This is a genomic window from Alteromonas pelagimontana, from assembly GCF_002499975.2.
Lineage (GTDB): Bacteria > Pseudomonadota > Gammaproteobacteria > Enterobacterales > Alteromonadaceae > Alteromonas > Alteromonas pelagimontana.
This window is the reverse complement of sequence record NZ_CP052766.1, coordinates 2,290,644-2,313,995: the sequence shown is the minus strand read 5'-3', so window position 1 is coordinate 2,313,995 and position 23,352 is coordinate 2,290,644. Positions and strand designations below refer to the sequence as shown.

Annotated in this window: 22 protein-coding genes and 1 riboswitch; of the genes, 16 read left to right on the top strand and 6 right to left on the bottom strand. The window is 48.7% G+C overall.

Going from position 1 to position 23,352, the window contains the following annotated elements:
* Positions 1-12: 12 nt before the first annotated feature.
* The 3 genes from spoT to gmk all read right to left on the bottom strand — a co-directional run bounded on the left by spoT (position 13) and on the right by gmk (position 3,301).
* Positions 13-2,127, bottom strand: a complete 2,115-nt coding sequence (spoT, locus tag CA267_RS10295; protein ID WP_075607563.1) for a bifunctional GTP diphosphokinase/guanosine-3',5'-bis pyrophosphate 3'-pyrophosphohydrolase — start codon at positions 2,125-2,127, stop codon at positions 13-15.
* 141 nt (positions 2,128-2,268) lie between these two features.
* Positions 2,269-2,541 carry a DNA-directed RNA polymerase subunit omega gene (rpoZ, locus tag CA267_RS10290; RefSeq protein WP_075607564.1) on the bottom strand — a complete coding sequence of 91 codons (273 nt, stop codon included), beginning with the start codon at positions 2,539-2,541 and terminating at the stop codon, positions 2,269-2,271.
* A 121-nt stretch (positions 2,542-2,662) separates the two neighbouring features.
* Entirely contained in the window at positions 2,663-3,301 is a 639-nt protein-coding gene (gene gmk / locus CA267_RS10285; RefSeq protein WP_075607565.1) for a guanylate kinase, read from the bottom strand.
* 156 nt (positions 3,302-3,457) lie between these two features.
* Between gmk and CA267_RS10280 the strand changes: the two genes are divergently transcribed.
* From CA267_RS10280 to CA267_RS10260, 5 genes are all read left to right on the top strand, one after another.
* Positions 3,458-4,129, top strand: a complete 672-nt coding sequence (locus tag CA267_RS10280) for an alpha/beta hydrolase (RefSeq protein ID WP_075607566.1) — start codon at positions 3,458-3,460, stop codon at positions 4,127-4,129.
* 140 nt (positions 4,130-4,269) lie between these two features.
* A complete protein-coding gene (gene hemC / locus CA267_RS10275; RefSeq protein ID WP_075607567.1) occupies positions 4,270-5,202 on the top strand; it encodes a hydroxymethylbilane synthase in 933 nt (310 codons plus the stop codon).
* A gap of 15 nt (positions 5,203-5,217) precedes the next feature.
* On the top strand, positions 5,218-5,934 hold the full coding sequence (locus CA267_RS10270) for a uroporphyrinogen-III synthase (RefSeq protein WP_075607568.1): 717 nt from the start codon (positions 5,218-5,220) through the stop codon (positions 5,932-5,934).
* Positions 5,935-5,937: 3 nt separating this feature from the next.
* Positions 5,938-7,110, top strand: a complete 1,173-nt coding sequence (locus tag CA267_RS10265) for a uroporphyrinogen-III C-methyltransferase (protein WP_075607569.1) — start codon at positions 5,938-5,940, stop codon at positions 7,108-7,110.
* Entirely contained in the window at positions 7,107-8,306 is a 1,200-nt protein-coding gene (locus CA267_RS10260) for a heme biosynthesis HemY N-terminal domain-containing protein (RefSeq protein WP_075607570.1), read from the top strand. The genes CA267_RS10265 and CA267_RS10260 overlap by 4 nt, the downstream gene beginning before the upstream one ends.
* 268 nt (positions 8,307-8,574) lie before the next feature.
* Here the strand turns inward: CA267_RS10260 and feoB are convergent, their stop codons facing one another.
* Both feoB and CA267_RS10250 read right to left on the bottom strand, forming a co-directional pair.
* Positions 8,575-10,389, bottom strand: coding sequence for a ferrous iron transporter B (feoB, locus tag CA267_RS10255; RefSeq protein WP_075607571.1), 1,815 nt, complete (start codon positions 10,387-10,389; stop codon positions 8,575-8,577).
* Between the two features lie 38 nt (positions 10,390-10,427).
* Positions 10,428-10,676, bottom strand: a complete 249-nt coding sequence (locus CA267_RS10250) for a FeoA family protein (RefSeq protein WP_143269313.1) — start codon at positions 10,674-10,676, stop codon at positions 10,428-10,430.
* A 243-nt stretch (positions 10,677-10,919) separates the two neighbouring features.
* Positions 10,920-11,035, top strand: a riboswitch (TPP riboswitch).
* Between the two features lie 110 nt (positions 11,036-11,145).
* Here CA267_RS10250 and thiC point away from each other — a divergent pair.
* From thiC to thiH, 6 genes are read left to right on the top strand one after another with little or no spacing between them, the layout of a single operon-like run.
* Positions 11,146-13,041, top strand: a complete 1,896-nt coding sequence (thiC, locus tag CA267_RS10245) for a phosphomethylpyrimidine synthase ThiC (protein WP_075607573.1) — start codon at positions 11,146-11,148, stop codon at positions 13,039-13,041.
* A complete protein-coding gene (gene thiE / locus CA267_RS10240; RefSeq protein WP_083638214.1) occupies positions 13,038-14,543 on the top strand; it encodes a thiamine phosphate synthase in 1,506 nt (501 codons plus the stop codon). The genes thiC and thiE overlap by 4 nt, the downstream gene beginning before the upstream one ends.
* A complete protein-coding gene (locus CA267_RS10235; protein ID WP_170669049.1) occupies positions 14,530-15,291 on the top strand; it encodes a HesA/MoeB/ThiF family protein in 762 nt (253 codons plus the stop codon). The genes thiE and CA267_RS10235 overlap by 14 nt, the downstream gene beginning before the upstream one ends.
* Positions 15,275-15,475: a sulfur carrier protein ThiS gene (thiS, locus tag CA267_RS10230; protein WP_075607576.1), complete on the top strand. Its 201-nt coding sequence runs from the start codon at positions 15,275-15,277 to the stop codon at positions 15,473-15,475. The genes CA267_RS10235 and thiS overlap by 17 nt, the downstream gene beginning before the upstream one ends.
* A 2-nt stretch (positions 15,476-15,477) precedes the next feature.
* Positions 15,478-16,260 carry a thiazole synthase gene (locus CA267_RS10225; RefSeq protein ID WP_075607577.1) on the top strand — a complete coding sequence of 261 codons (783 nt, stop codon included), beginning with the start codon at positions 15,478-15,480 and terminating at the stop codon, positions 16,258-16,260.
* A complete protein-coding gene (gene thiH, locus CA267_RS10220; protein WP_075607578.1) occupies positions 16,257-17,378 on the top strand; it encodes a 2-iminoacetate synthase ThiH in 1,122 nt (373 codons plus the stop codon). Before CA267_RS10225 ends, thiH begins: the two co-directional genes overlap by 4 nt.
* A 34-nt stretch (positions 17,379-17,412) precedes the next feature.
* Here thiH and CA267_RS10215 read toward each other — a convergent pair whose 3' ends face one another.
* Complete coding sequence (locus CA267_RS10215; RefSeq protein ID WP_075607579.1) at positions 17,413-18,624, bottom strand: DUF4861 family protein; 1,212 nt, start codon at positions 18,622-18,624, stop codon at positions 17,413-17,415.
* A 192-nt stretch (positions 18,625-18,816) separates the two neighbouring features.
* Here CA267_RS10215 and kduD point away from each other — a divergent pair, with 192 nt between their 5' ends.
* The 5 genes from kduD to CA267_RS10190 are packed head-to-tail and all read left to right on the top strand — an operon-like array spanning position 18,817 to position 23,245.
* A complete protein-coding gene (gene kduD / locus CA267_RS10210; protein WP_075607580.1) occupies positions 18,817-19,575 on the top strand; it encodes a 2-dehydro-3-deoxy-D-gluconate 5-dehydrogenase KduD in 759 nt (252 codons plus the stop codon).
* Positions 19,576-19,608: 33 nt separating this feature from the next.
* On the top strand, positions 19,609-20,454 hold the full coding sequence (gene kduI, locus CA267_RS10205) for a 5-dehydro-4-deoxy-D-glucuronate isomerase (protein WP_075607581.1): 846 nt from the start codon (positions 19,609-19,611) through the stop codon (positions 20,452-20,454).
* Positions 20,455-20,469: 15 nt separating this feature from the next.
* Positions 20,470-21,459, top strand: coding sequence for a TRAP transporter substrate-binding protein (locus CA267_RS10200; RefSeq protein WP_075607582.1), 990 nt, complete (start codon positions 20,470-20,472; stop codon positions 21,457-21,459).
* Positions 21,460-21,461: 2 nt separating this feature from the next.
* Positions 21,462-21,950: a TRAP transporter small permease gene (locus CA267_RS10195; protein WP_075607583.1), complete on the top strand. Its 489-nt coding sequence runs from the start codon at positions 21,462-21,464 to the stop codon at positions 21,948-21,950.
* Complete coding sequence (locus tag CA267_RS10190; protein WP_075607584.1) at positions 21,950-23,245, top strand: TRAP transporter large permease; 1,296 nt, start codon at positions 21,950-21,952, stop codon at positions 23,243-23,245. The genes CA267_RS10195 and CA267_RS10190 overlap by 1 nt, the downstream gene beginning before the upstream one ends.
* The last annotated feature ends 107 nt before the right edge of the window (positions 23,246-23,352 follow it).

The window sequence follows — 23,352 nt, the reverse complement described above, 5'->3', positions numbered from 1 at the left end:
ATCCTGTTTAAGTTATGGTTGATGTCTCGACTGACTGTGTCTGGAAACTTTTTGTACTTCAGGCATAGTTCTGATTTTGCGCATGATACGCGCCAGATGCACCCGGTTATGGGTAGTCAGTTCAATATCAATAAAATAAATATTACTTTCTTTTTCTTCTGTCTGCAGACCTATAATATTGGAATCGCAGCCAGAAATCATGTTGGTCAAGGTAGCAAGCGTCCCTTGATGATTATAAAGTTCTATTCGCAGTGACGCTTTAAATTCACCTTGCGGCCGATCGTCCCACTGCATAGGTAATACCCGCTGCGGTTCTTCTTTACTCAGTTTGCGAATATTGTTGCAACCGGTCTGGTGAATCGTCATGCCTCGCCCCGGACTCAGGACGGCAACAATTTCATCATCCGGTATGGGGTGGCAGCATCGGGCGTAATGCACCAATAACCCTTCGGTTCCCCGAATGGCAACATTACCTCTTTTATCAGGTAAATCGGCGCTTTCGCCGAGCAGTCGCCTGGCGACAATCGCGCTAAGTTCGTTGCCAAGTCCAATATCAACTAAAAGATCGTTAAAATCGCGATGCTTGGTTTCCTGTACTACCCGATCAATATCTTCCTGAGCAATGTCATCCAGCTTTGCTAAACCTAAGGCATGGCGCAACAAGCGATTCCCCATATTCACCGCTTCCTGTGAATGCTGGCGACGCAAATACTGGCGAATTCGGGTTCTTGCCCGGGCACTGACAACGAAATTCAGCCAGTTAGCATTAGGCTTGGCCTTGGGCGACGTAATAATTTCAACCGTTTGACCGTTTTCAAGCGGCTTGCTTAAGCTGTAATTGCGACGCTCCACCCTTACGCCTACACAAGTGTTACCTACATCTGAATGTACAGCATAGGCAAAATCTACCGCCGTGGCGCCCATAGGAAGCTCAATAATTCTACCGTCGGGAGTAAATACGTAAATTTCCTCAGGAAACAAATCCGTTTTTACCGACTCGATAAATTCAAAAGACGAGCTGGCACTTTGCTGTAATTCCAGCAAAGTCTGCATCCATTTGCGCGCCCGTAGCTGTGCGGTGGTGTCACTGTCGCCGGGCTCTTTATACATCCAATGGGCTGCGACGCCTTTATCTGCCATTTGATCCATAGCGTAAGTACGAATCTGTACCTCCACGGGAATACCATGCGGCCCAATCAAAGAGGTATGAAGGGATTGATAGCCGTTGGTGCGGGGAATGGCAATATAGTCTTTAAAGCGGGTTTCAATAGGCTTGTACAGGCTGTGCATGGCGCCTAATGAGCGATAGCAGTTATCTACCGTATCGACCACTATGCGAAACGCATAAATATCCATTACCTCGTTGAACATCAGTTCTTTATTTTTCATTTTCCGGTAAATGGAATACAAATGCTTTTCGCGGCCAATAACCTTAGATTCAATTTTGTATTCCTGCAGTCGAGTGGCAAGCTCCTGGCGAATATTTTCGATAATTTCCTTACGATTTCCCCGCGCTTGTTTAACTGCAGACTTAAGCGCGCGATGGCGCATAGGGTACATCGCCAGAAAGCCTAAATCTTCCAGCTCGTTTTTAACATCGTGAATACCCAGGCGATGGGCAATGGGGGCATAGATTTCCAGCGTTTCAAGAGCAATGCGCCGGCGCTTATCTGGGCGTAACGATCCCAAGGTGCGCATATTATGAGTGCGATCAGCTAGTTTGATCAGGATAACGCGAATATCCTGCACCATAGCCATCATCATCTTACGGAAGTTTTCCGCCTGGGCTTCCTGTTTGCTGCTAAAGGCAATTTTATCAAGCTTACTGACGCCTTCGACCAATTCAGCTACCGTATTGCCGAACGCCCCTGCCAAATCGTCCTGGCTATAGTGAGTATCTTCAATAACATCATGAAGTAAAGCCGCCATTAGCGTTTCATGGTCCATGTGCATATCGGCCAGAATGCCAGCGACAGCAACAGGATGGGTAATATAAGGATCGCCACTTGAGCGCATCTGTCCATCATGAGCTTCATGCGCAAGCACAAAAGCGCCCTGCACCAACTGCACGCGATCGGGTGGCAAATAATCAGAAATTTTCTGTTTTAGTCCCTCGAATAAATACACGGCGACTGACGATTTCCAGTAAAAAGAATAAGAGCTGACAGAATACGTAGAATTGTAGGGATTGCCAATGGTAAAACGCCAGTGAATCTGAGGTTCAGACCACTGGCGATGTCAGAGCTGGCTTCAACCTTGGCTGGTTGACTACTGATCAGACAGAATGTTTGCTACAGAAGCAAAATCAGCACGCTCTTGTTGCTCATGATCGCGCATTTCGTCCTGCTCCAGCGTACCAGCGTTCACAAAACCTTCTTCAATTTCACGAAGTGCAGTTACAGTGGGTTTATCATTGTTAGCATCAACCATGGGATCTTTCCCACCCGTTGCTAATTGTCTTGCACGACGGGCTGCAACCAGGACAAGGTCAAAGCGGTTACCAACTTTATCTACGGCATCTTCTACGGTTACGCGGGCCATGTCTATCTCCGAAATGATGTGAACGAGTTACTAAAAACGGCCGCGTAGTATATAACACAACCAGTTATTCTCATAGCCCTGAGGGCGCTTTTGCAGCAGAAATTTTGTTTTACTGCTTATGTCAGGTATTTAACAAATCTTCCAGTAGCGCAGAATGCCGCATATTCTGCTTACAGGTACGCAATCGCCCAGAGCAAACAATTGCTTCCAACTCCGCCAGAGCAGTGGAAAAATCATCATTGATTAATACATAATCAAACTCGTCGTAATGCAACATTTCTGAAATTGCTTCACGCATTCGGTTAGCAATTACCTCTTCAGAATCCTGGCCACGTCGGGTAAGCCGTTCTTTTAATACGGCTGTAGAAGGCGGCAAAATAAAAATGCCACAGGTATCAGGCAACAGCTTTTTCACCTGACGCGCGCCTTGCCAGTCTATATCCAGAAATACATCGATTCCTTGATGTAGTGTCTGTTCAATTGTTACCCGCGAGGTGCCGTAATAGTTACCAAAGACTTCGGCCCACTCAAAGAACACGCCTTGTTCGATAAGGCTCTCGAACTGTTCGCGACTGATAAAATGATAATGGACGCCATCTTCTTCGCCCGGTCTGGGTTTGCGGGTGGTATGGGAAACAGAAACCTGCATGGGATAAGCGTCTTCGCCATCGTGCTTTTCAAGTAACGCTTTAATAAGACTGGACTTTCCTGCGCCAGACGGTGCCGCCAGTATAAATAGATTGCCGAGTAATGAAGCCATGATTATAACTTTGTCGTTTTTCTGGGGTGGTCATTTTATTTCGCAATGGTAGCATACCCATTGTAACGTCGTAATATTAACCTACTATAGTGCGCAACCACGGGATCGGTTTGCACAACGCTCACGGCATATAATCTTTTTTCAGGAAGCCATTGAATGTCAGAAGTCTTACTCCCCTTTGTAGAAGTGTGTACTCGACCGAACCCTACCGCTTGTGTTATCTGGATGCATGGCTTAGGTGATTCTGGACACGGGTTTGCCCCGATAGTAAAAGAACTCAAGTTACCCGAAAGTCTGGCAGTGCGTTTTCTTTTTCCTCACGCACCAGAACGCCCGGTAACAATAAATAACGGCATGCAGATGCGTGCTTGGTATGATATTAAATCTTTCGACTTTAACAGCCGCGCAGATCTAGCCGGAGTACAGGAATCGGCAGCAGCAGTTTCTCGTTTGGTTGACAATCAAATAAGCCAAGGTATTGCCGCTGAACGAATTGTGCTTGGCGGTTTTTCTCAAGGCGGCGTTATTGCACTGCACCTGGGCACACGGATTAAACACAAACTGGCAGGCATCATGGCGCTATCCACTTATATGTGCGAACCGGACAAACTTGCCGCGCAAGCTAGTGACACCAATAAAACAACGCCAATAATGATGGCGCACGGCGATCACGACGAAGTGGTGCCGCACTTTCTTGGTAACGCTGCTTATAAAATTTTGGCAGACAATGGCTTTAACGCCACCTGGACAACATACAATATGCAGCACAATGTCTGTTATCAGGAGATTCAGGATATTGCTAGCTGGTTGGAAAAAGTGTTCTGTTAATTTTTTAAGGCTCAATCGAATATATAGATACTATGCATTAGGTAGTAAGTGATAAAGGCAACTGGTCTACATGCTAGCAAGTTAGGTACAATTACCCCGATTACAGCAATTTCAGGAACATTATGACCTCCTCTCGTTCAATGACAGGCAGCAACCGCACACTTCGAATCGCTACGCGTAAAAGCGCGCTGGCACTATGGCAAGCAGAATATGTGCGCGATCAACTGCTTGCTCATCATCCTGATCTTTCGGTAGAACTGGTTCCCATGAGTACCCAGGGGGACAAAATTCTTGATACGCCCCTGGCAAAAATCGGCGGTAAGGGCTTGTTTATTAAAGAGCTTGAAATTGCCATGCTCGAAGGGCGAGCAGATATTGCTGTGCATTCGATGAAAGATGTACCCGTTGCCTTTCCCAGCGATTTTGGCTTACACGCCATCTGCGTGCGCGAAAGTCCTTTCGATGCGTTTGTTTCCAATCACTACGAGTCACTGGATGCGCTGCCGCAGGGAGCGGTAGTCGGGACATCAAGTTTGCGTCGTCAATGCCAGATCCGCAGAAATCGCCCTGATTTGTACATTCGGGATTTACGGGGCAACGTAAATACGCGTTTGGCAAAGCTGGATAATGAAGAATACGATGCCATCATTCTTGCCGCCGCCGGACTCATTCGTTTGGGCATGGAGGGTCGAATCGCTCAGGAGCTGCCGCCGGAAGTCTCTCTTCCCGCGGTTGGTCAGGGCGCGGTAGGTATTGAATGTCGCAATGACGATCAACAACTTATTGATCTTTTAAGTGCGTTAAATCATGAAGAAACGCATATCAGAGTAACCGCCGAACGCGCCATGAATGCTCGTTTGGAAGGCGGTTGTCAGGTTCCTATTGGCAGTTTTGCTACTGTAAATGAAGACACCCTGACCCTTACAGGAATGGTGGGTAAGCCCGACGGAAGCGAGCTTTTATTTGCCTCTGCCACTGGCAGTAAAGCCAATGCCTCTGAAATCGGCGTAGATGTTGCTGATGCGCTGCTGGAACAGGGGGCCGGAGAAATTTTAAAAGCGCTTTACCTTTAGGCAGAACCCGACTTTATGTATTTGCTCACCCGACCAAGACCCAAGGCAGCAACCAGTCAGCAAGCTTTTACCGATGCAGGAGTACGCGTCACCACGCTGGCACCGGTGGATATTCAGTGGTTGCAAGCTGGTATCCAGCAGTTCAGCAATTTGGCGCAAGCTCGCCCGCTCCCGGACTGCATCATTTTTACCAGTACGTTTGCCTGTGAGGCATGTACTGAAACCCTGCGTACTCTTGACCCTGCTATAGCGGTAATTGCTGTGGGTGACAGCACTGCCCGTTGTTTACAAAAACTGGGCGTGCACGCCCGCGTCCCTGAAGAACATACAACGGAAGGATTACTGGCATTATCTGAACTTAAAAACGTGAAAGATAAAAGTATTCTGGTCATTAAAGGTGAAGGCGGACGCACCACATTACTGGAGCATTTAGAGAAAACCGGAGCGCACGTTAATGCGGTTACGGTTTATCAGCGGGTAGTGCTTAAAAAGCCGCTGGAAACAAACCTTTGGCATTGGCGTAACGTAAAAGGCATTATTGCAACAAGTGGCGAAATGGCAGGGCATCTTTTTGCCCACTATGACAATGATGCATTGCGCCAGCAACCTTGGGTAACCGTCAGTGAGCGCGTGGCGCAGGGCCTGCGCGAATTGGACATAACAAAGGTAGCAGTTTGTCATGGTGCCAGTGACAGGGCACTGATACAGTGGGTAAAGGATAATTGGGAGTAAGACATGGCGGACAAAAAAGATAACAATCAGGATTCAGACGCATTGATACCCGTAACTGATGAACAGCATAACGAGACTACTACAGCCAATACAGCGTCACCTGCATCCCCTGCTTCCAAGAAAGCGCACCGTCACCGTTCCCGCGGCGGATTATGGACAATATTGCTGCTCACCTTATTACTGACTCTGGCTCTCGCTGGCGCCGGTTATTGGTATGTGTATCAGCGCCAGTCTGACAATCAGGCTTTATATGACGCGCAGGTCGCTCAGCAACAGAAACTGGAAGTGCTAAACCGCACTAATACTACCCTTCAGCAACAGCTTAAGGCACTTGAAACTAGCAAAACTGAACTGGCGAAGTCGGTTAACGATCTTGTGGCTAAAAGTGAAACGCTCAGCCAGCAAAGTGAGCAGGCTTTGGCTGAAATTCAGAATATGGAAGGCCGTCGTCCCGCCGACTGGTTAATTGCTGAAGCGGATTACCTGGTAAGAATGGCCGGACGTAAATTGTGGTTAGAGCAAGATATTCGGACCGCAATAATGCTACTTTCCAATGCAGACCAACGATTACAAGAACTGACCGATCCCTCGGTATTGCCGGTGCGCAAGCTGATTGCTCAGGATATTCAGATGTTGCAACAACTGAACCCCGTTTCTCATACGTCAATAGCCTTAACACTTTCCGGATTACTGGCGCAAATTGATAATCTACCTTTGGATACGTTCGAAAAGCCTGAACAGGAAGCGACAAAAGATCAGGTATCTGAATCCGTTAGTGACTGGAAACAGAATCTTGCCGCAGTCTGGCACTCTATCACCGATCAGTTTATTTCTGTTACCCGCAACGAGACACCGGTAGAGCCGCTAATGAGCGAACAGCAGCAGTGGCTGGCGCGGGAACAATTGAAGCTGCAACTTATGCAGGCGCAATCTGCTGCTATGAACAGGCAAAATGACTTGTACCAGCAATCGTTACAAAGTGCTACGGCATTGTTAGAGAAAAAATTTGCAGTAGGTGAAAGCGAGATCAAAGGGTTTCTCAGAGAAGTCCAAAAGCTCGCGGCGGCTGATGTAAGTCAGACGCTACCGCAACAGATGGAGTCGCAGGCACCGCTGCAAGAACTGTTGGAATCTCGGGTTGAAAAAGTCTTTGGGCAGGGAGCCAGCGCCTTATGAGATGGCTTTTAGTTGCAGTTGTCACCGTTGTATTACTTCTTTTTGCCATGATAGTGGCGCCCCAGGTGATCGGGGACAAAGGCTATGTATTGATTTCCATGGGACAGTGGAATATCGAAATGACGGTGGTGAGTCTAGCCATCACTATTGTAGTGGCATTCATCGTCTGGTGGGTAATCAAACGCCTGCTCTCACGCTCTTTTAACCTGCTGCGCGGGTCTCGGCAATGGCTTGGTGGCAGGAGCCGTCGCAAACGCCAGCGCGCGTTCTTTCGCGGTATGCAGGCGATGGCTGAGGGCGAGTTTGAAGAGGCTAAGCAAGCTTTTACCCGCACGACCGATGGCGATTTTGATGGTGTAAATTATCTTGCTGCGGCTCAGGTTGCCCGTCAGTTAAATGAGCCTCAGCGGGTTCGTTATTTATTAGAGCAGGCGACAGAGTACCCGCATTCCCGGATTGCTGCCACCTTAGTGCTGGCGAGAATGGACTTAGAAGAAGGTCAAGCCGAAGCGGCGCAAAAACGGCTGGACGCGCTGGATGAAAAATCAGCTAATCATCCGCAAGTAGTGCGTTTAAAAGCAGAATCCATGGCGCGTTTAGGACAATGGCAGGCACTGCAAAACCGGTTGTCACAGTGGCGTAAGCCGCTTGCTGACGATTATGTTCATTGGGCGCAGCGAGTTGCTAAAGGCAAATTTTCGGAAATCGCCAGTAAACAAGGCGCCAATCAGCTAAAACAGTACTGGGAAGATCTTCCTCGTAAGCTTCGTCATGATGATGCTTACCGCGCCGCTTACATCCAGCAACTGATGGATCAGGGAATGCATTCTGATGCCCAGCAGTGTTTGATTGAGTGGCAAAAGAAAGGGCCGAATCCGGTGCTGATGCCTTTGTTTAAGCAAATTAATCTTCCCAATGCATCCTCCTCAATTAAATTGCTGGAGACTTGGATTAAACAAGAGTCAAATAACGCCGAACTGTACTCCACGCTCGGCCATATCGCGTTTCATGCAGGTGATGATGTATTAGCCGAAAAAGCCTTACTTAAAGCCATTAAACTGTCAGAAAACCAGACCGACTTATTAATTTTGGCGACAATCAGTGAACGTCGAGATGATAACCTGCAGGCTCTTGCTTTATATAAACAAGGAGTAGCTTTAAGAGAGCAGGAAGTGGTTGCAGGTAATGTCCAGTAAGCGTGAGCAGTAAACGCGAGCGATATATCTAACCACAGCGCCCCCGTCAGGCGCTGTGGTATTTCAATTTGAATAACTGTTTGAAGTATGAGTTATCACCAAGACACCGTGCAGAACATGCTGTAAACCCTTCTTTGAGCGCTCAGCCGCAGCATCCATGCTGTTGCACAGCGCCTGCTGCACAGCGCCTGCTGCACAGAGCCTGCGGACGGTTCTTAATAATACCCTCATTTTGCCTTTTCATGTGAGCACACTTAAGAACAACTATCTAGATAATCAGGTTTACGGCAACTGCAATGACATAAGCAAGCAGACCGTACGCAACATACAGCCCCCAAGCTAGTTTATTACTACCGGTTTCCCCTTTTAACATGGCAACCGTTGCTACGCATTGCAAAGCCACCACATAAAATAGTACCAGCCCAAGCCCTGCGCCTAAAGTCAGACCGTCTGCCTGAACTTTTTCTGCCAGCCCCACTACATCTTCATCGGCGCCAGCCATGCCGAACAAGGTTCCTAACGCGCCAACAAACACTTCTCTAGCCAAGAATGACATAAGAATTGCCACGCCATATCGCCAATCCAGCCCCATCGGCTCGAAAATGGGCTCGATGACATGACCAATCTGGCCCAACCATGAATTCTGCAATGTCGAGCTTAAGGGGAAATACCCTAAAACCCAAATACCTACTGACACCATAAAAATGATTGGTGCTGCACGTTTAATAAATACCATGCCGCTGTTAAGCACGCGATGCATCAAAGGCTTCCAGTGAGGCATACGGTAAGTAGGCAGCTCCAGAATAAATGGCATATCAGACTCTTCTAAATCTTTCGCTAAGGTACGATTTAAAATCTGGCTGACAACCAGCGCCATCACTATGCCAAACAGATATAAGCCAAAGAACGCTGCACCTTGCAGATCAAATATACCTAAAAACAGAGCATCTTCGGGCACCAGCACTGCAATTAACAGTGCGTAAACCGGTAATCGCGCTGAACATGACATGAGTGGAATGGTCAGCATAGTAACAAGCCGCTTGTGAGGCGATTCTATTGTTCGTGCCGCCATAATTGCCGGAATGGCACAGGCATGACCCGACAAATACGGAATAAAGCTACGGCCAGAGAGACCGAAAAAGCTCAACGGCCGGTGACACATCAGCGCTGCTCGCGCTAAATAGCCACTGTCTTCCAGCAAACCAATGATGAAGGTAAGTACCATAATCTGAGGCACGAAAACTAAAAATGAACCCAGCCCGCCGAATATGGCATCATTGAAGAAATCGGTAACAATACCGGCTGGAGTAATGGCAGCAACAATTTCAGCGAACCCGGTAATAAAGGTTTCCACGCCATCCATCAAAGGCGCTGCTAAGGTAAAAATGCTTTGAAAAAGCAGGAACATCACACTAAGAAAAATGATGCTTCCCGTCCAGCTATTCAATAGCAGCCGATCCACCGAGTTTTGATTTTTCAGTACAATATCTAAGTTCAGACCATAGCTCTTCGCCAACTGGTGGCTTTTCGGGGCAGCGGGCTCGGTTTCCTCTATCGACTTGCTGGGAACAAACTGCTGTGGCGAACCTGCAATCCGAAGCATTTCCTGTTTGAACTCATGTAATCCGTCCAACGTTCTTGCCGACAGTGCCACCACAGGGCTACCCAGATCGGCAGATAACGCATCGGTATCAATTTTTTCTCCAATGCGGCGAACTTCATCAATGAAATTTAACGCAAACAGCACTGCTTTATTTTTTGCTTTGGCTAGCCTTTGCACTTGTAAGCCGAGCACCAGGCTTCGCTCTAACCTGGTGGCGTCAAGTACACACAGCACCAACGCGGTATCGTCCCGCTCTATGGCATTCTGAATTTCGTTGACGGCAATTTCTTCATCACGAGACAAGCCGCGCAATGTATAGGTACCGGGCAGATCGACGATCTCAAATTTATCACACTGTCCTCGTTTTACTTCAACGGTAACACCCGGATAATTGGCTACTTTTTGACGCAAGCCAGTCAGTTGGTTGAAAAGGAGGCTTTTACCGGAATTGGGTTTCCCCACCATTAAAATGCGCTGCATGAAGAAAACGTATCCTGTTACTAAAAAAGGAAGGGAAATTAACTGTGTTGCGGTTCGACTTCAATTTTAGAGGCCAGTTCCTGCTCAATAGCAAACACACTGCCGCCTAACTGCATTACGATTGGGCCTCCTAATGGACCTTTACGAATGCACTGCACATCTCTACCGTCTTCGAGCCCCATTTCTGACAAACGTTCTTTAACGTTCTCGCGAATATCAGAGCGAATGGCCTTAATTGTCGCAAGTTGCTTAGAAGGTAAATCCCATAATGTCATAATTGTTCTCAAGCTAATTCTTTAAGCTGGCGGAGCACATTTATACGCTACAAGTATCCCACCTGCTACCGATTTGCATCAGGCATTAAAACCAAATAGCAATCATTTCCATTTAGACTACCAGAAACTCGCTTTCGAGACTAGAGCCAGGTGATCATTCCAACGTCCTTAATTGTGATAATATCGCATTTTTCTTTTGTAACTGATAGAAAAAACGGGTTGATAATTCCGTTATTACCCCTCTATACTAAAAGCAACTACTTGTCGGAGTGCTCCGTTTCGCATCTGCGAAACGAGCTGAGACCGCTAACGCGGGATCCGTTGAACCTGATCAGGCTAATACCTGCGAAGGGAACAAGGCAACTTAATGATTTTTGTGAATGTGTATTACGGCGGAATGGCGGGTAATATCATTTATTTTCATTAAGCACCTTCAAACACTCCTGACAAGCATTTCAACCTACTCAAAAGGCAAAATGCTATGTCAAACAGACGTCAACAGCGCCAACAGGCGCAAACTTTTCTTAGTGGTCTTAGCGGCCAGACATTTCCTAATTCTACTCGCGTGCATCTGCAAGGGTCGCGGGATGATATTCAGGTGTCGATGCGCCATATTCATCAGGCGGATTCACTGGTATCCGGCGATCGCGACAACCCGGTTTATACCGCTAACCCACCCATCCCCGTTTACGATACCTCCGGTCCGTATGGCGATCCTGATAATCAAATCGATGTCAGGCGGGGAATAACATCCATGCGAGAAAACTGGATAATCGAACGCGCTGATACTCGAGACTTGCAGGACTTAAGCTCCACGTATGCTAAAGCGCGGCAGCAGGACATTGCCTTGGATGATTTTCGGTTCAGCCATAAGCGCGTGCCGCGGATTGCCCACGAGGGGCAGTGCGTGACGCAGCTTCACTATGCACGTAAAGGCATTGTGACGCCGGAAATGGAATACATTGCCGTTCGCGAGAATATGGGCCGCGAGGCACTGGCCGAGCACTCTCTTACACAACAGCATGTCGGGGAACACTTTGGTGCCAACTTGCCTGATACCATCACCCCAGAGTTTGTGCGCCAAGAGGTAGCAGCAGGCCGTGCGATTATTCCGGCAAATATTAATCATCCTGAATCAGAACCGATGATTATCGGGCGTAACTTTCTGGTAAAAATTAACGCTAATATCGGTAATTCGGCGGTGACTTCCTCAATTGAAGAAGAAGTAGAAAAGCTGGTGTGGGCTACGCGCTGGGGCGCTGACACTATTATGGATCTGTCTACCGGTCGAAATATTCACGAAACCCGCGAATGGCTGCTGCGTAACAGCCCCGTACCTATCGGTACAGTGCCAATTTATCAGGCGCTGGAAAAGGTCAACGGTGTTGCTGAGGATCTTAATTGGGAGATTTTTCGCGATACGTTAGTGGAGCAGGCCGAGCAAGGCGTGGATTACTTTACCATTCATGCTGGCGTACGCCTGGCGTTTGTACCGTTAACGGCGGCCCGTGTAACGGGAATTGTCTCACGTGGCGGCGCCATCATGGCGAAATGGTGTTTAAGCCACCATGAAGAAAGTTTTTTGTATGTTCACTTTCGGGAAATTTGTGAGCTTTGTGCCCGATATGATGTCTCGCTATCGCTTGGCGACGGATTGCGCCCCGGCTCTATCGCTGACGCTAACGACGAAGCCCAGTTTGCCGAGCTGCGAACCTTGGGTGAACTAACCAAAATCGCTTGGGAATACGATGTTCAGGTGATGATTGAAGGCCCTGGCCATGTGCCTATGCATCTCATTAAAGAAAACATGGAAGAGCAGCTTAAACATTGTCACGAAGCACCTTTTTACACACTTGGTCCGTTAACTACTGATATTGCACCGGGTTACGACCATTTCACTTCTGGTATCGGTGCCGCGATGATTGGCTGGTACGGCTGCGCCATGCTGTGCTACGTAACGCCGAAAGAACACTTAGGGCTACCGAACAAAGAAGATGTAAAGCAAGGCCTGATCACCTACAAAATTGCAGCTCACGCAGCCGATTTAGCCAAAGGTCATCCAGGCGCACAAATTCGTGACAATGCCATGTCCAAGGCTCGATTCGAATTTCGCTGGGAAGATCAGTTTAATCTGGCGCTCGACCCTTACACTGCCCGTGCGTATCACGACGAAACCCTGCCGCAGGAATCGGGCAAAGTTGCTCATTTCTGTTCAATGTGCGGACCAAAGTTTTGCTCAATGAAGATTTCTCAGGAGGTCCGGGACGCTGCTGAAGCTGACACTATTAAACAAGGCATGCAGGAAATGGCTGAAGCCTTTAATTCCGGCGGCGCTGAGCTGTATATTAGCGGCAGTAAAACGGGACAATCTTCGTGAAGCTGCCCGTTTTGTGGTGTATTGGCGGTATGGATTCCAGTTCAGGCGCCGGGCTGGCGCGAGATACTATTACTGCAAGCCAGTTACACACCCTCCCTTGCACCCTTACCACTTTGGTGTCCGCGCAAAGCCATCACGCACTGTTCGCTGTGCAACCTACATGTTGCGAGTTGTTGAACGATCAGTTTAATGCGCTGCTGGCAGATAACGCTCCTGATGCCATTAAAATAGGTGCAGTCGCCAACGACGAACAACTGGCGTTGATTGCCAGCCAGTTAACACGATTAAAAGAACATTCCCCTGCGCTACCCGTGATTTGGGACCCGGTGTTAAAGACCTCCGCTGGTGGCGTGCTTTCTGGCTTAAGCGCAAGGGCTATTGCCGACATTGCCCCTTTCGTTACCGTTGTTACGCCTAATATCAACGAGCTTTCAGAACTCACCGCGCTAGCAGTCGAAAATGGCGAAGATGCCTTTGCGGCGGCGCGTGAATTATTGGAGCTTGGCTTTGATTATGTATTGATTAAAGGCGGTCACGCGGATTGGCAGAAAGATGCTACCGATACGTTGGTTTCTCTCACCGAGCACTACCATTACACCACGGCGAGATACAAAGAGGCTCACGTAAGGGGTACAGGCTGTACCTTGGCAACGGCATTGGCAGCGTTTATGGCTGAGGGTTACCAGGCTCCTGACGCCGTTTGTCTGGCGAAAGGGTGCGTATCAAAGGCGCTTTCTGCTTGTTATCACACACGCGGGGCGCTTGTGCCGGGCATATGTCGGCGGCCGGAAAATATTTCTGATTTTCCTCAGGTGAGCATTGGCGATGAAAGGCCCTATAAAGACGATTCAGCCAACGCAACGGCGGCTGAATATCGCCCCCGCTTTTTGCCGCTAATACATAATTCAGCGACTATTTATCCGGTAGTAGATAGCGTGCACTGGTTGAGAAAGCTGTTGCCTACAGGTGTCAGGTTAATTCAGCTGAGAATAAAAAATGTCTCTGCAACGGTTGAAGGTGAAGTAAAAGAGGCCGTAGGCTTGGCAAAGCAGTTTGATTGTCAGTTATTCATCAACGATCACTGGGAACTGGCGATAAAACATCGCGCTTTTGGTGTTCATTTGGGGCAGGAAGATTTGCAAAACGCTGACTTACCCGCTATCGCTGAAGCGGGGCTAAGATTAGGAGTTTCTACCCACGGTTTTGCCGAACTTTGTCGGGTGATTCCGCTGGCGCCTTCCTATATCGCCCTTGGTCACATATTCCCTACCCGCACTAAGAAAATGGCATCATTACCTCAGGGAATTCACCGCTTAGCTCGGTATGTTTCACTTTGCAAAAACATTCCTACAGTGGCAATTGGAGGAATTAGCCCCGCGCGTCTGCAGGACGTAAAGAACACCGGCGTGACCCATGCCGCCATGGTAACGGCAATTACCGAAAGTGCTGACCCGGTGGCGCAAACTTATGCTTTGCAGGAGGCGTGGCGTGGAACTGAGTAAAGAAGAGTATAGCCGGTACAGTCGCCAGCTTTTGCTTAGTAACTTCGACGAAGATTGCCAGCTACGATTAAAACAAGCGAAAGCAATTATAATGGGCGTGGGCGGATTAGGAGCAATCTGCGCGCATTATTTGGCGGCTGCGGGTGTGGGTCAGCTAGTTCTTGTCGACCCTGATACTGTGGCATTAAGTAACCTGCACCGGCAAACGCTATATCAACAGCAGGATATTGGAAAGCTTAAAGCGGTTGTCGCTGCCGAACGCTTACGGCACATAAATTCGCTCGTTGATGTTGTGCCAGTGACAACCACTATCGCCCAGCTAGACGCTAGCTCACTTGAAAACGCCAGTGTGGTGGCTGATTGCACCGACAGTGTTGACGCCAGGTTACAAATCAATCAGCGCTGTTACGAGCGCAAGATTCCGCTGTTCGTAGCAGCGGCAACGGGTAACAAAGCATTGGCGTTAAATATTCTGCCCGGCGGCCCCCACGGCTGCGCAGCCTGTTTGTTTGCTGGCAGTGCGCAGGTTGAAGAAAACTGTCTGCAACAGGGTATTTTAGGGCCGGTAGCGGGTATTGCTGGCCTATATCAGGCGTTAGCTATTTTGCAGTACCTAAGCGGTACAGCGCCAATTCAATGGGGCGTGATGCATTACTTTGATGCCAGTTGCTTTTCCTGGAAAACCCTCAATTTACCAGCCAACCCGCAATGTCCTTACTGTGGAGAACAAAATGCTCGTTATTATTAATAACACCCCGGTCGAATGTAACGCGGCTTGTCGCTTGGATGAAATTCCACCGCTACAGGAAAGCACCACAAAGGGGCTGGCAATTGCGGTAAATCAGCAAATTGTTTTGCAGGAAAACTGGCCCAGTGTTGTGCTGCAAGAAGGCGACAATGTTGACGTTTTTAATGTAGTTGCAGGAGGATAACCGTGTTTACCATCGCTAATAAGCCCTTTCATTCACGCCTGTTAACTGGCACCGGTAAGTTCAGTCGTCCAAATGTCATGCAAGACGCCATTGCCGCCAGTGGTAGCGAGCTGGTAACCCTGGCACTAAAGCGGGTGCAAATGGGCGAAACGCCTGATCCGACGCTCCAGCTTCTATCTTCGCTGCCTGTGACTCTACTGCCTAACACCGCTGGTGCCAAAACAGCAGAAGAGGCGGTGTATGCGGCACAGCTTGCTCAAGCCGCTTTAGGTACAAACTGGCTAAAACTGGAAATTCACCCTGATCAGCGCTACCTGCTACCCGACCCTATAGAAACACTAAAAGCCGCCGAAAAGCTGGTAAAGCTTGGGTTTATTGTGCTGCCATATTGTGGCGCCGACCCGGTTTTATGTAAGCGTCTGGAAGAAGCCGGTTGTGCAGCGGTGATGCCCCTTGCTGCACCTATTGGGTCGAACCGAGGGTTGATCACCCGGGAATTTATTCACATTATTGTGGAGCAGGCCAGCGTACCGGTTATTGTCGATGCGGGTATTGGCTGCCCCAGCGATGCTACCGCCGCGATGGAAATGGGCGTCGACGCAGTACTTGTCAATACAGCCATTGCCACTGCCAGAGATCCCGTGGTTATGGCGCAGGCTTTTAAGCAGGCTGTCATAACCGGCAGAATGGCCTATGAAGCCGGGTTAGCGACCTCTTCATTTACGCCCCCATTGCAGGCAAGCGCCTCAAGCCCACTTACCGATTTTTTAGGTAAAACAGCATGATTGTCGCTACTCACTTACGCACCCAGAACTGGGACGACATTGCGATGCGGGTTCATAGTGTAACCCCTTCACGCGCCTACGCTGCCATTCACGCTTCCCATCCCGACATTGACGACTTTATCGCCATGGTGTCGCCGGCCGCAGAGCCTTATCTGGAAATTATGGCGCAGCGCGCAAAACAGCTTTCCCGTAGTCGCTTCGGCAATACTGTATCGATGTTTGTGCCACTTTATCTATCGAACCTTTGCGCCAACGAATGCACCTATTGCGGATTCACCATGAGCAACCGGATCAAGCGCAAGACGCTGACGTTAGAGGAAGTTGATCAAGAAGCGCAAGCAATTAAATCGATGGGGTTTAGCAACCTGTTACTGGTCACGGGAGAGCATGAAACAAAAGTAGGAATGGCCTATTTTAAAGAGACGATTCCGCGGCTAAAACGTCACTTTCCGTATCTGATGATGGAGGTGCAGCCGTTAAGTACTGAACATTACCGCGAACTTAAACAGCTGGGTATCAATGCCGTGCTGGTGTATCAGGAAACGTACCATGCGCGGCGTTACGCGCAGTTTCATTTGCGCGGAAATAAGCAGGATTTTGACTGGCGGCTGGAAACCTCAGACAGGTTAGGAATAGCAGGAATGGATAAAATTGGCATTGGTGCGTTACTCGGTCTGGCTGACTGGCGTACCGACAGCATAATGACTGCACTACACGCCAGCTATCTGCAGAAAACTTACTGGCGCAGCCGGGTTTCTATCGCCTTCCCCCGTCTGCGTCCTTGCGCTGGCGGCACCGGGGCCGACACTTTCACCCTCACTGACAGACAACTGGTTCAGCTTATTTGCGCACATCGTATTTTACACCCGCAGGCGGAGCTTAGTTTGTCTACCCGCGAATCTGCACATTTTCGGGATAACGTCATCCCGCTGGGCATCACCAGTATTTCCGCTGGCTCACAAACTCAACCGGGTGGTTATAGCGATACCAGTACCACAGCGCTTTCTCAGTTTGATACCGAAGATAATCGTCCTGCTGCCGACGTCGCTGCAGCGCTGGTAAAGCAAGGGCTTGAACCTGTGTGGACCGACTGGCTAGCAGGCTACGGTAAAGCATAATTACGTGCTCTTACCGCACCTGCTACCGGCGCTGTCACTGCGCTTTTGCAAGCGTGACAGGATGTTCCAGGGCTTTTAGCTTTTCGGTTAATAGCGCTTTAAAGCCCGCAGCATCTTTCGGGCTATCCGGATGCTTAGGCCACACAGCCAAAAAGCCATATTCTACTTGTGCTGACGGTTTAAACTGCACAAGATAATCGTAATCCGTTTCAAAGGTACGCTGGGTTTGGTCTAGCCGATAGAATACTGCCATTCCCAGCTCGTCGTCTTCACCTAACAAACTTTGTTTACCAAAGGTCGCAAAGACACCCCAATCGCCCAACTCTTGCTGAATAAACTCTACGCCCGGATGCTTCACTACGCCCGTCACCAGATTATCCACAGGAGTGGATAACGACACCGTTACATGAGTAGTAGGATCGCCGGCATGAATGTCATATTGTGTAGAAGCATCAGTTTTTTTACTGGCGACTTCCCACCCCTCATAAATTACGTTAAAAGAAGCACTTAGTTTATTGTCGCTCAGTAGCTTCCAATGGGTGTTATCCACGTTCTGCATGTGCATCACGGTATCGCCGTCAAGCCTGCCTATCGAACCTAAACCAAGGGCATTTTTGCCTACTTTTAACGCATCTGCGCCCCATTCTGTGAGCTCATGGTAGCTGTCGTAGCCATCCTGTCCGACTTCAGAAAGCACAGGTTCGTTACCCGTTTTCACAAAAATATCGATACCGTTACGCCAATCAAGATAAAGACGGTAACCAATGAGGTCGTTTTCCCAGCCCGGCCCTTCATAACGCAGATAATAGGAATGGTCGGTTAACTGCGCTGGCGAGGTGAAAATTTTAACATTTTTAAAAGTAAAACCATCGGCTTCGTAACTCTTTCCTTCCCATTTTCCACCTTGCCTGACCGCTAATTCCGCGTAGGCGACATCTTTTGTCTCTACGCCGTCGGATGCCAGTTCAAGCGCTTGAGTTTGCCCCGGCTTCGATTCTATCAGCACATTTAATGTACGCTTTCCCTGGTTATCAGTCACCCATTCAGAAGGGAACTTAGATGCCACTAATGATTTGCCTCCACTCCCCTGCACGTCGCTGGCAGAAAGGGACACAAGCTGAGGAAGCGAACTTCCCTGCGCGGGATTTTTAACTGAAAACTGCAGCTTTTCATTATCTTCTTTTGCTGAACACCCAATCAGCAAAGAGGCGGCAATTACGGCCCCTGTTACGTATTTTGCTGTCATTGCTAACTCCATTTTTACTGTCGAGAAGGTAATTACTTTGCACTAATATATTGACAATTGCCACCGGTGGCAATTATTTTAAATATTGTTAACATTGTTAATCCGATGTAGTAGAAAGGAAGATGATAAAGATTTACCCATAAATCGTTCTGATCCTACTCGGAATTTGAACAGACAACGCAAGGAAAACATATGCCAAATTTCAGCTTAACCGGTAAACGCGCATTGGTCACAGGGGCCAGCCGGGGAATAGGTCAAGCGATGGCTATCGCTCTGGCAGAAGCCGGCGCCCGAGTAATTTGCGCCAGCTCCCGCGAAGGCGGTTGCGCAGAAACTGTCGCGGCAATAAAAGCCAATGGCAATGAGGCAGTAGCATTGCACGGTGATTTATCAGATATGAAAGCAGTGAAGCAACTGGCAGATACCGCGTTGGCAGAATGGGATGGTCTGGACATTCTGGTAAATAACGGCGGCACTATTTTTCGCAGTCCTGCGGTAGATTTTCCGCTTGAGCAGTGGCAGCACGTTTTGCGAGTCAATATCGACTCTGCGTTCTTGCTCAGCCAGCAGGTAGGCAAAACCATGGTGGCGCAAAAAAGTGGGAAAATTATAAACACCGCATCCATGTTGAGTTACAGCGGAGGCATTACTGTGCCGGCATATACCGCGAGCAAACACGCTATCGCCGGACTTACCAAAGCGCTGGCGAATGAATGGGGTCAGCATAATGTTCAGGTTAACGCCATTGCACCTGGCTACATTCGCACCGACAACACTCAGGCACTGCAGGAAGACGAAACTCGCAGCAAAGAAATTTGTGCCCGTATTCCCGCCGGTCGCTGGGGCGAAACTGAAGATCTTAAGGGAGCGGTAGTCTTTCTTGCCAGCGGCGCGAGCAACTATATCAATGGTCACATTCTGGCTGTGGATGGCGGCTTTCTGGCGCGATAGCCAACAAACCTGTTACATGAGGAAGAACTTATTATGAGCACCGAACATGAAGTCCGCTATGCTATCGGACAACAAGAAGTAAAAGGGTACGACACCGAGCAACTACGTGAAGCCTTTCTGGCTGACAAACTTATGCAACATGGCAAGGTATATTGGATTTACAGCCACTACGAACGTTTTATGGTAGGCAGTGCAGTTCCCACCGACAAGCCATTGAAGCTGGACGTGCTCGATGATCAGCTAAAAGCCTCCTATTTTACCGCCCGTAGAGAGGTAGGCGTTATCAACGTAGGCGGGCCAGGCTCAGTCGTAGTAGGCGATATTACCTATGCTCTGGATAGAGAAGAAGCCCTGTACATCGGCAAGGACAATCCGGATGTGGAGTTCCGCTCTGACGATGCCGCCAATCCAGCCAAATACTACTTAAATGCTGCCCCCGCCCATCATGCTTATCCGTGTAAAAAAGTCGGGAAAAATGAAGCCAATGTGCTGCATCTGGGCAGCCTGGAAACCTCGAACGAACGTGACATCAATCAATTGTTAATAAACACCATTGTCGAGACCTGCCAGTTACAGATGGGCCTGACTCGCCTTAACCCTGGCAGCGTGTGGAACACCATTCCCGCCCATCAACATGACCGCCGCAACGAGGTGTACTTCTATTTTGATTTAGCTGATGGACAGGCTGTGTGCCATTTCATGGGCGAGCCCACCGAAACGCGGCATATTTTTGTTGCCAATGAGCAGGCTGTGCTGTCGCCGCCCTGGTCCATTCACTGCGGTGTCGGTACGTCAAATTATGCCTTTATCTGGGGTATGGCCGGGGAAAACCTGGACTATGACGATATGGATAAATTCCCGCCCAGCGCACTGCGCTAGGCAAGCGAGGTAGTTATGTTTTGGCTGAAAGTTTTATGTCGCCCGTTAATCATTGTGCTGACCGCACTGTTAGTCGCATGTAGTTATCATACTGAGGATAGCGACAAGGTGATTCTGCGTCTGGGTCACACTCTGGATACTCAGCATTCAGTGCACAAGGCGATGGTCTATCTTGGTGAACGTCTAAAATTTTACTCCAACGGTAAAATGGTGGTAGACATTTACCCAGGTAGCCAGTTAGGAACCGAACGGGAGATGGTGGAACTGCTGCAAATCGGTTCGCTTTCTATGACTAAAGTTTCAGCCAGTCCGCTGGAAGGCTTTGCCCCGGAAATGCAAATTTTTTCAATTCCTTATGTGTTTCGTGATAACGAACATTTTTGGAACGTTCTGAACAGCCCGATTGGTGACGAATTGCTCAGCGGCCTTGACGCATTCAAATTAAAAGGGCTGGGATATTACGATGCTGGCAGCCGCAGCTTTTACACTAATGACCGCCCAGTCCACACACCCAAAGATTTAAAAGGCTTAAAAATTCGGGTGCTAAATAGCCCTACTGCAGTGAAAACCGTCCGGGCATTGGGCGCAGCTGCCACACCAGTGGCATGGGGCGAGCTTTATACCGCGCTTCAGCAAGGCGTAGTGGATGGCGCGGAAAATAACCCGCCCAGTTACTATCTCTCCCGCCATTACGAGATTTCTCGTTATTACTCATTGGATGAACATACCTCGGTGCCCGACGTCATGTTGTGCTCGTCTCGAGTGTGGAACAATTTGACGCCGCAGCAACAACAATGGCTACAGCAGGCGATGGACGATTCGGTGGTGTATCAGCGCAAACTGTGGCAGGAATCCACTCGCGAATCGCTGGAAAAGGTGATTGCCGATGGCGTTGAAGTCATTTATCCAGATAAACAGCCATTTGTTGATGCCGTACAACCGTTTCATGAAACCTTTGCAGGCACTGAAGTCGGCGATCTGTTAGAAAAAATCAAGGCGATGTAATCATGCGAACAATAATTAAATTCATCGATAATTCTCTTGCCTGGGCACTGATTCTTGCCATGTCGGGCATACTGCTTGCGGTTATCTGGCAGGTTATTTCCCGTTATCTGCTACAGGACCCCGCCTCGGTTACAGAAGAGCTTTCCCGTTTTATTTTAATTTGGATCGGCATTTTGGGTGCCGCGTACGCCTACCGTCAAAAGGCACACCTGGGTTTTAATCTCATTGTCGATAAGCAATCGGAAACGGTTCGCAAAGCGATGCTTACTTTAGTAGAACTGCTGGTTGTGACCTTTTGTGTAATGGTGCTGCTATTCGGCGGTGCCGCTTTGGTAAATCTCACCCTGGAGCTGGATCAGGTTTCCGCCGCGCTGGGCATTCAAATGGGCTGGATTTATTCTGTACTGCCGATCTCCGGCGCTCTCATGATTTTCTACGGCATCATCAATATCTATAACCTTTGGCTAGATGCCTCGCAGGAGCCTTTGTAATGGAAATGACAGCTGTTGTCCTTGTGGTAGGATTTTTCTTCTTTTTGCTGATAAACGTGCCTGTTTCCATCAGCATTGGACTTGCCACATTAATTGCCATGCTGATGAACATCGAAGCGGTGCCAGCGGTCACAACCATCGCTCAGCGGATGGCGGGCGGGCTGGATAGTTTTGCCTTGCTGGCCATTCCGTTCTTTGTACTTTCTGGTTTGATTATGGGCCGAGGCGGTATAGCAAAGCGGTTAATCGAGTGCGCAATGGCATTAATTGGCTCCCTTCCCGGCGGACTGGCGCTGGTAAACGTGGTTTCCTGTATGCTTTTCGGCGCGATTTCAGGATCAGCGGTAGCTGCTACCTCCGCTATTGGTAGCTTTATGTTACCGCAGATGAAAAAGAACGGTTACGATCCCAATTTCAGTGCCGCTGTCACTGCCGCCGCTTCGACCACCGGCATGTTAATTCCGCCCAGTAATATTTTGATTGTTTACGCTATCGCCAGTGGCGGCGTCTCGATCGCAGCATTATTTATGGCAGGTTACCTTCCGGGAATCATGGTCGGTCTGGCGCTGATGATCGTGTGTTTTATCTACGCCAAAAAGAAAAACTTCCCGCTTTCTGAGCGCTTACCGCTGCGAATTGTCGCTAAAAAGGTATTAGCAGCAGTGCCGAGCTTATTTTTAATTGTGCTGGTCATTGGTGGCATTGTAGGGGGAATATTCACGGCCACCGAAGCTGGGGCCATTGCAGTGGTGTACGCATTGATGCTTTCAATGGGGTTTTATGGCGAAGTTAAAGCCAAAGAACTCCCTGAAATTCTGCTAAAGTCGGCGGAAACCACCGCCATCGTCATGCTGCTGATTGCGGCTTCAACGGCGATGTCATGGTTGTTATCCTTTGAGAATATTCCCCAGTCGCTCAGCGACTATCTGCTTCAGCTAAGTGACAATCCCATTATTATTCTGCTGCTTATCAATTTGCTGCTGATTGTAGTGGGTGCATTTTTAGATATGACACCGGCTGTACTCATATTTACCCCTATCTTCTTGCCTGTGGCAATGGAACTGGGTATGTCACCGTTACAGTTTGGTATAATGATTGTACTGAATTTATCCATCGGATTATGCTCGCCACCGGTGGGAGCAGTATTATTTGTCACCTGCGCCATTGCCAAAACCAAATTGGAAGATATTATTCGCCCGCTGATCCCTTTATATGCAGCTATGTTTGTGGTGCTTATGCTTGTCACCTACGTAGCCTGGTTCAGCGAAGCGTTGCCGCAGTGGTTTGGCTTTTGAACTATAAATGTTTGGTAAAAATTATACATAAACATATTTTTAACAAGTGAAGTGGTCGAAATCATAATAGCGTGCATACACAAGTTGCTGATTAAATTTGTTTTACG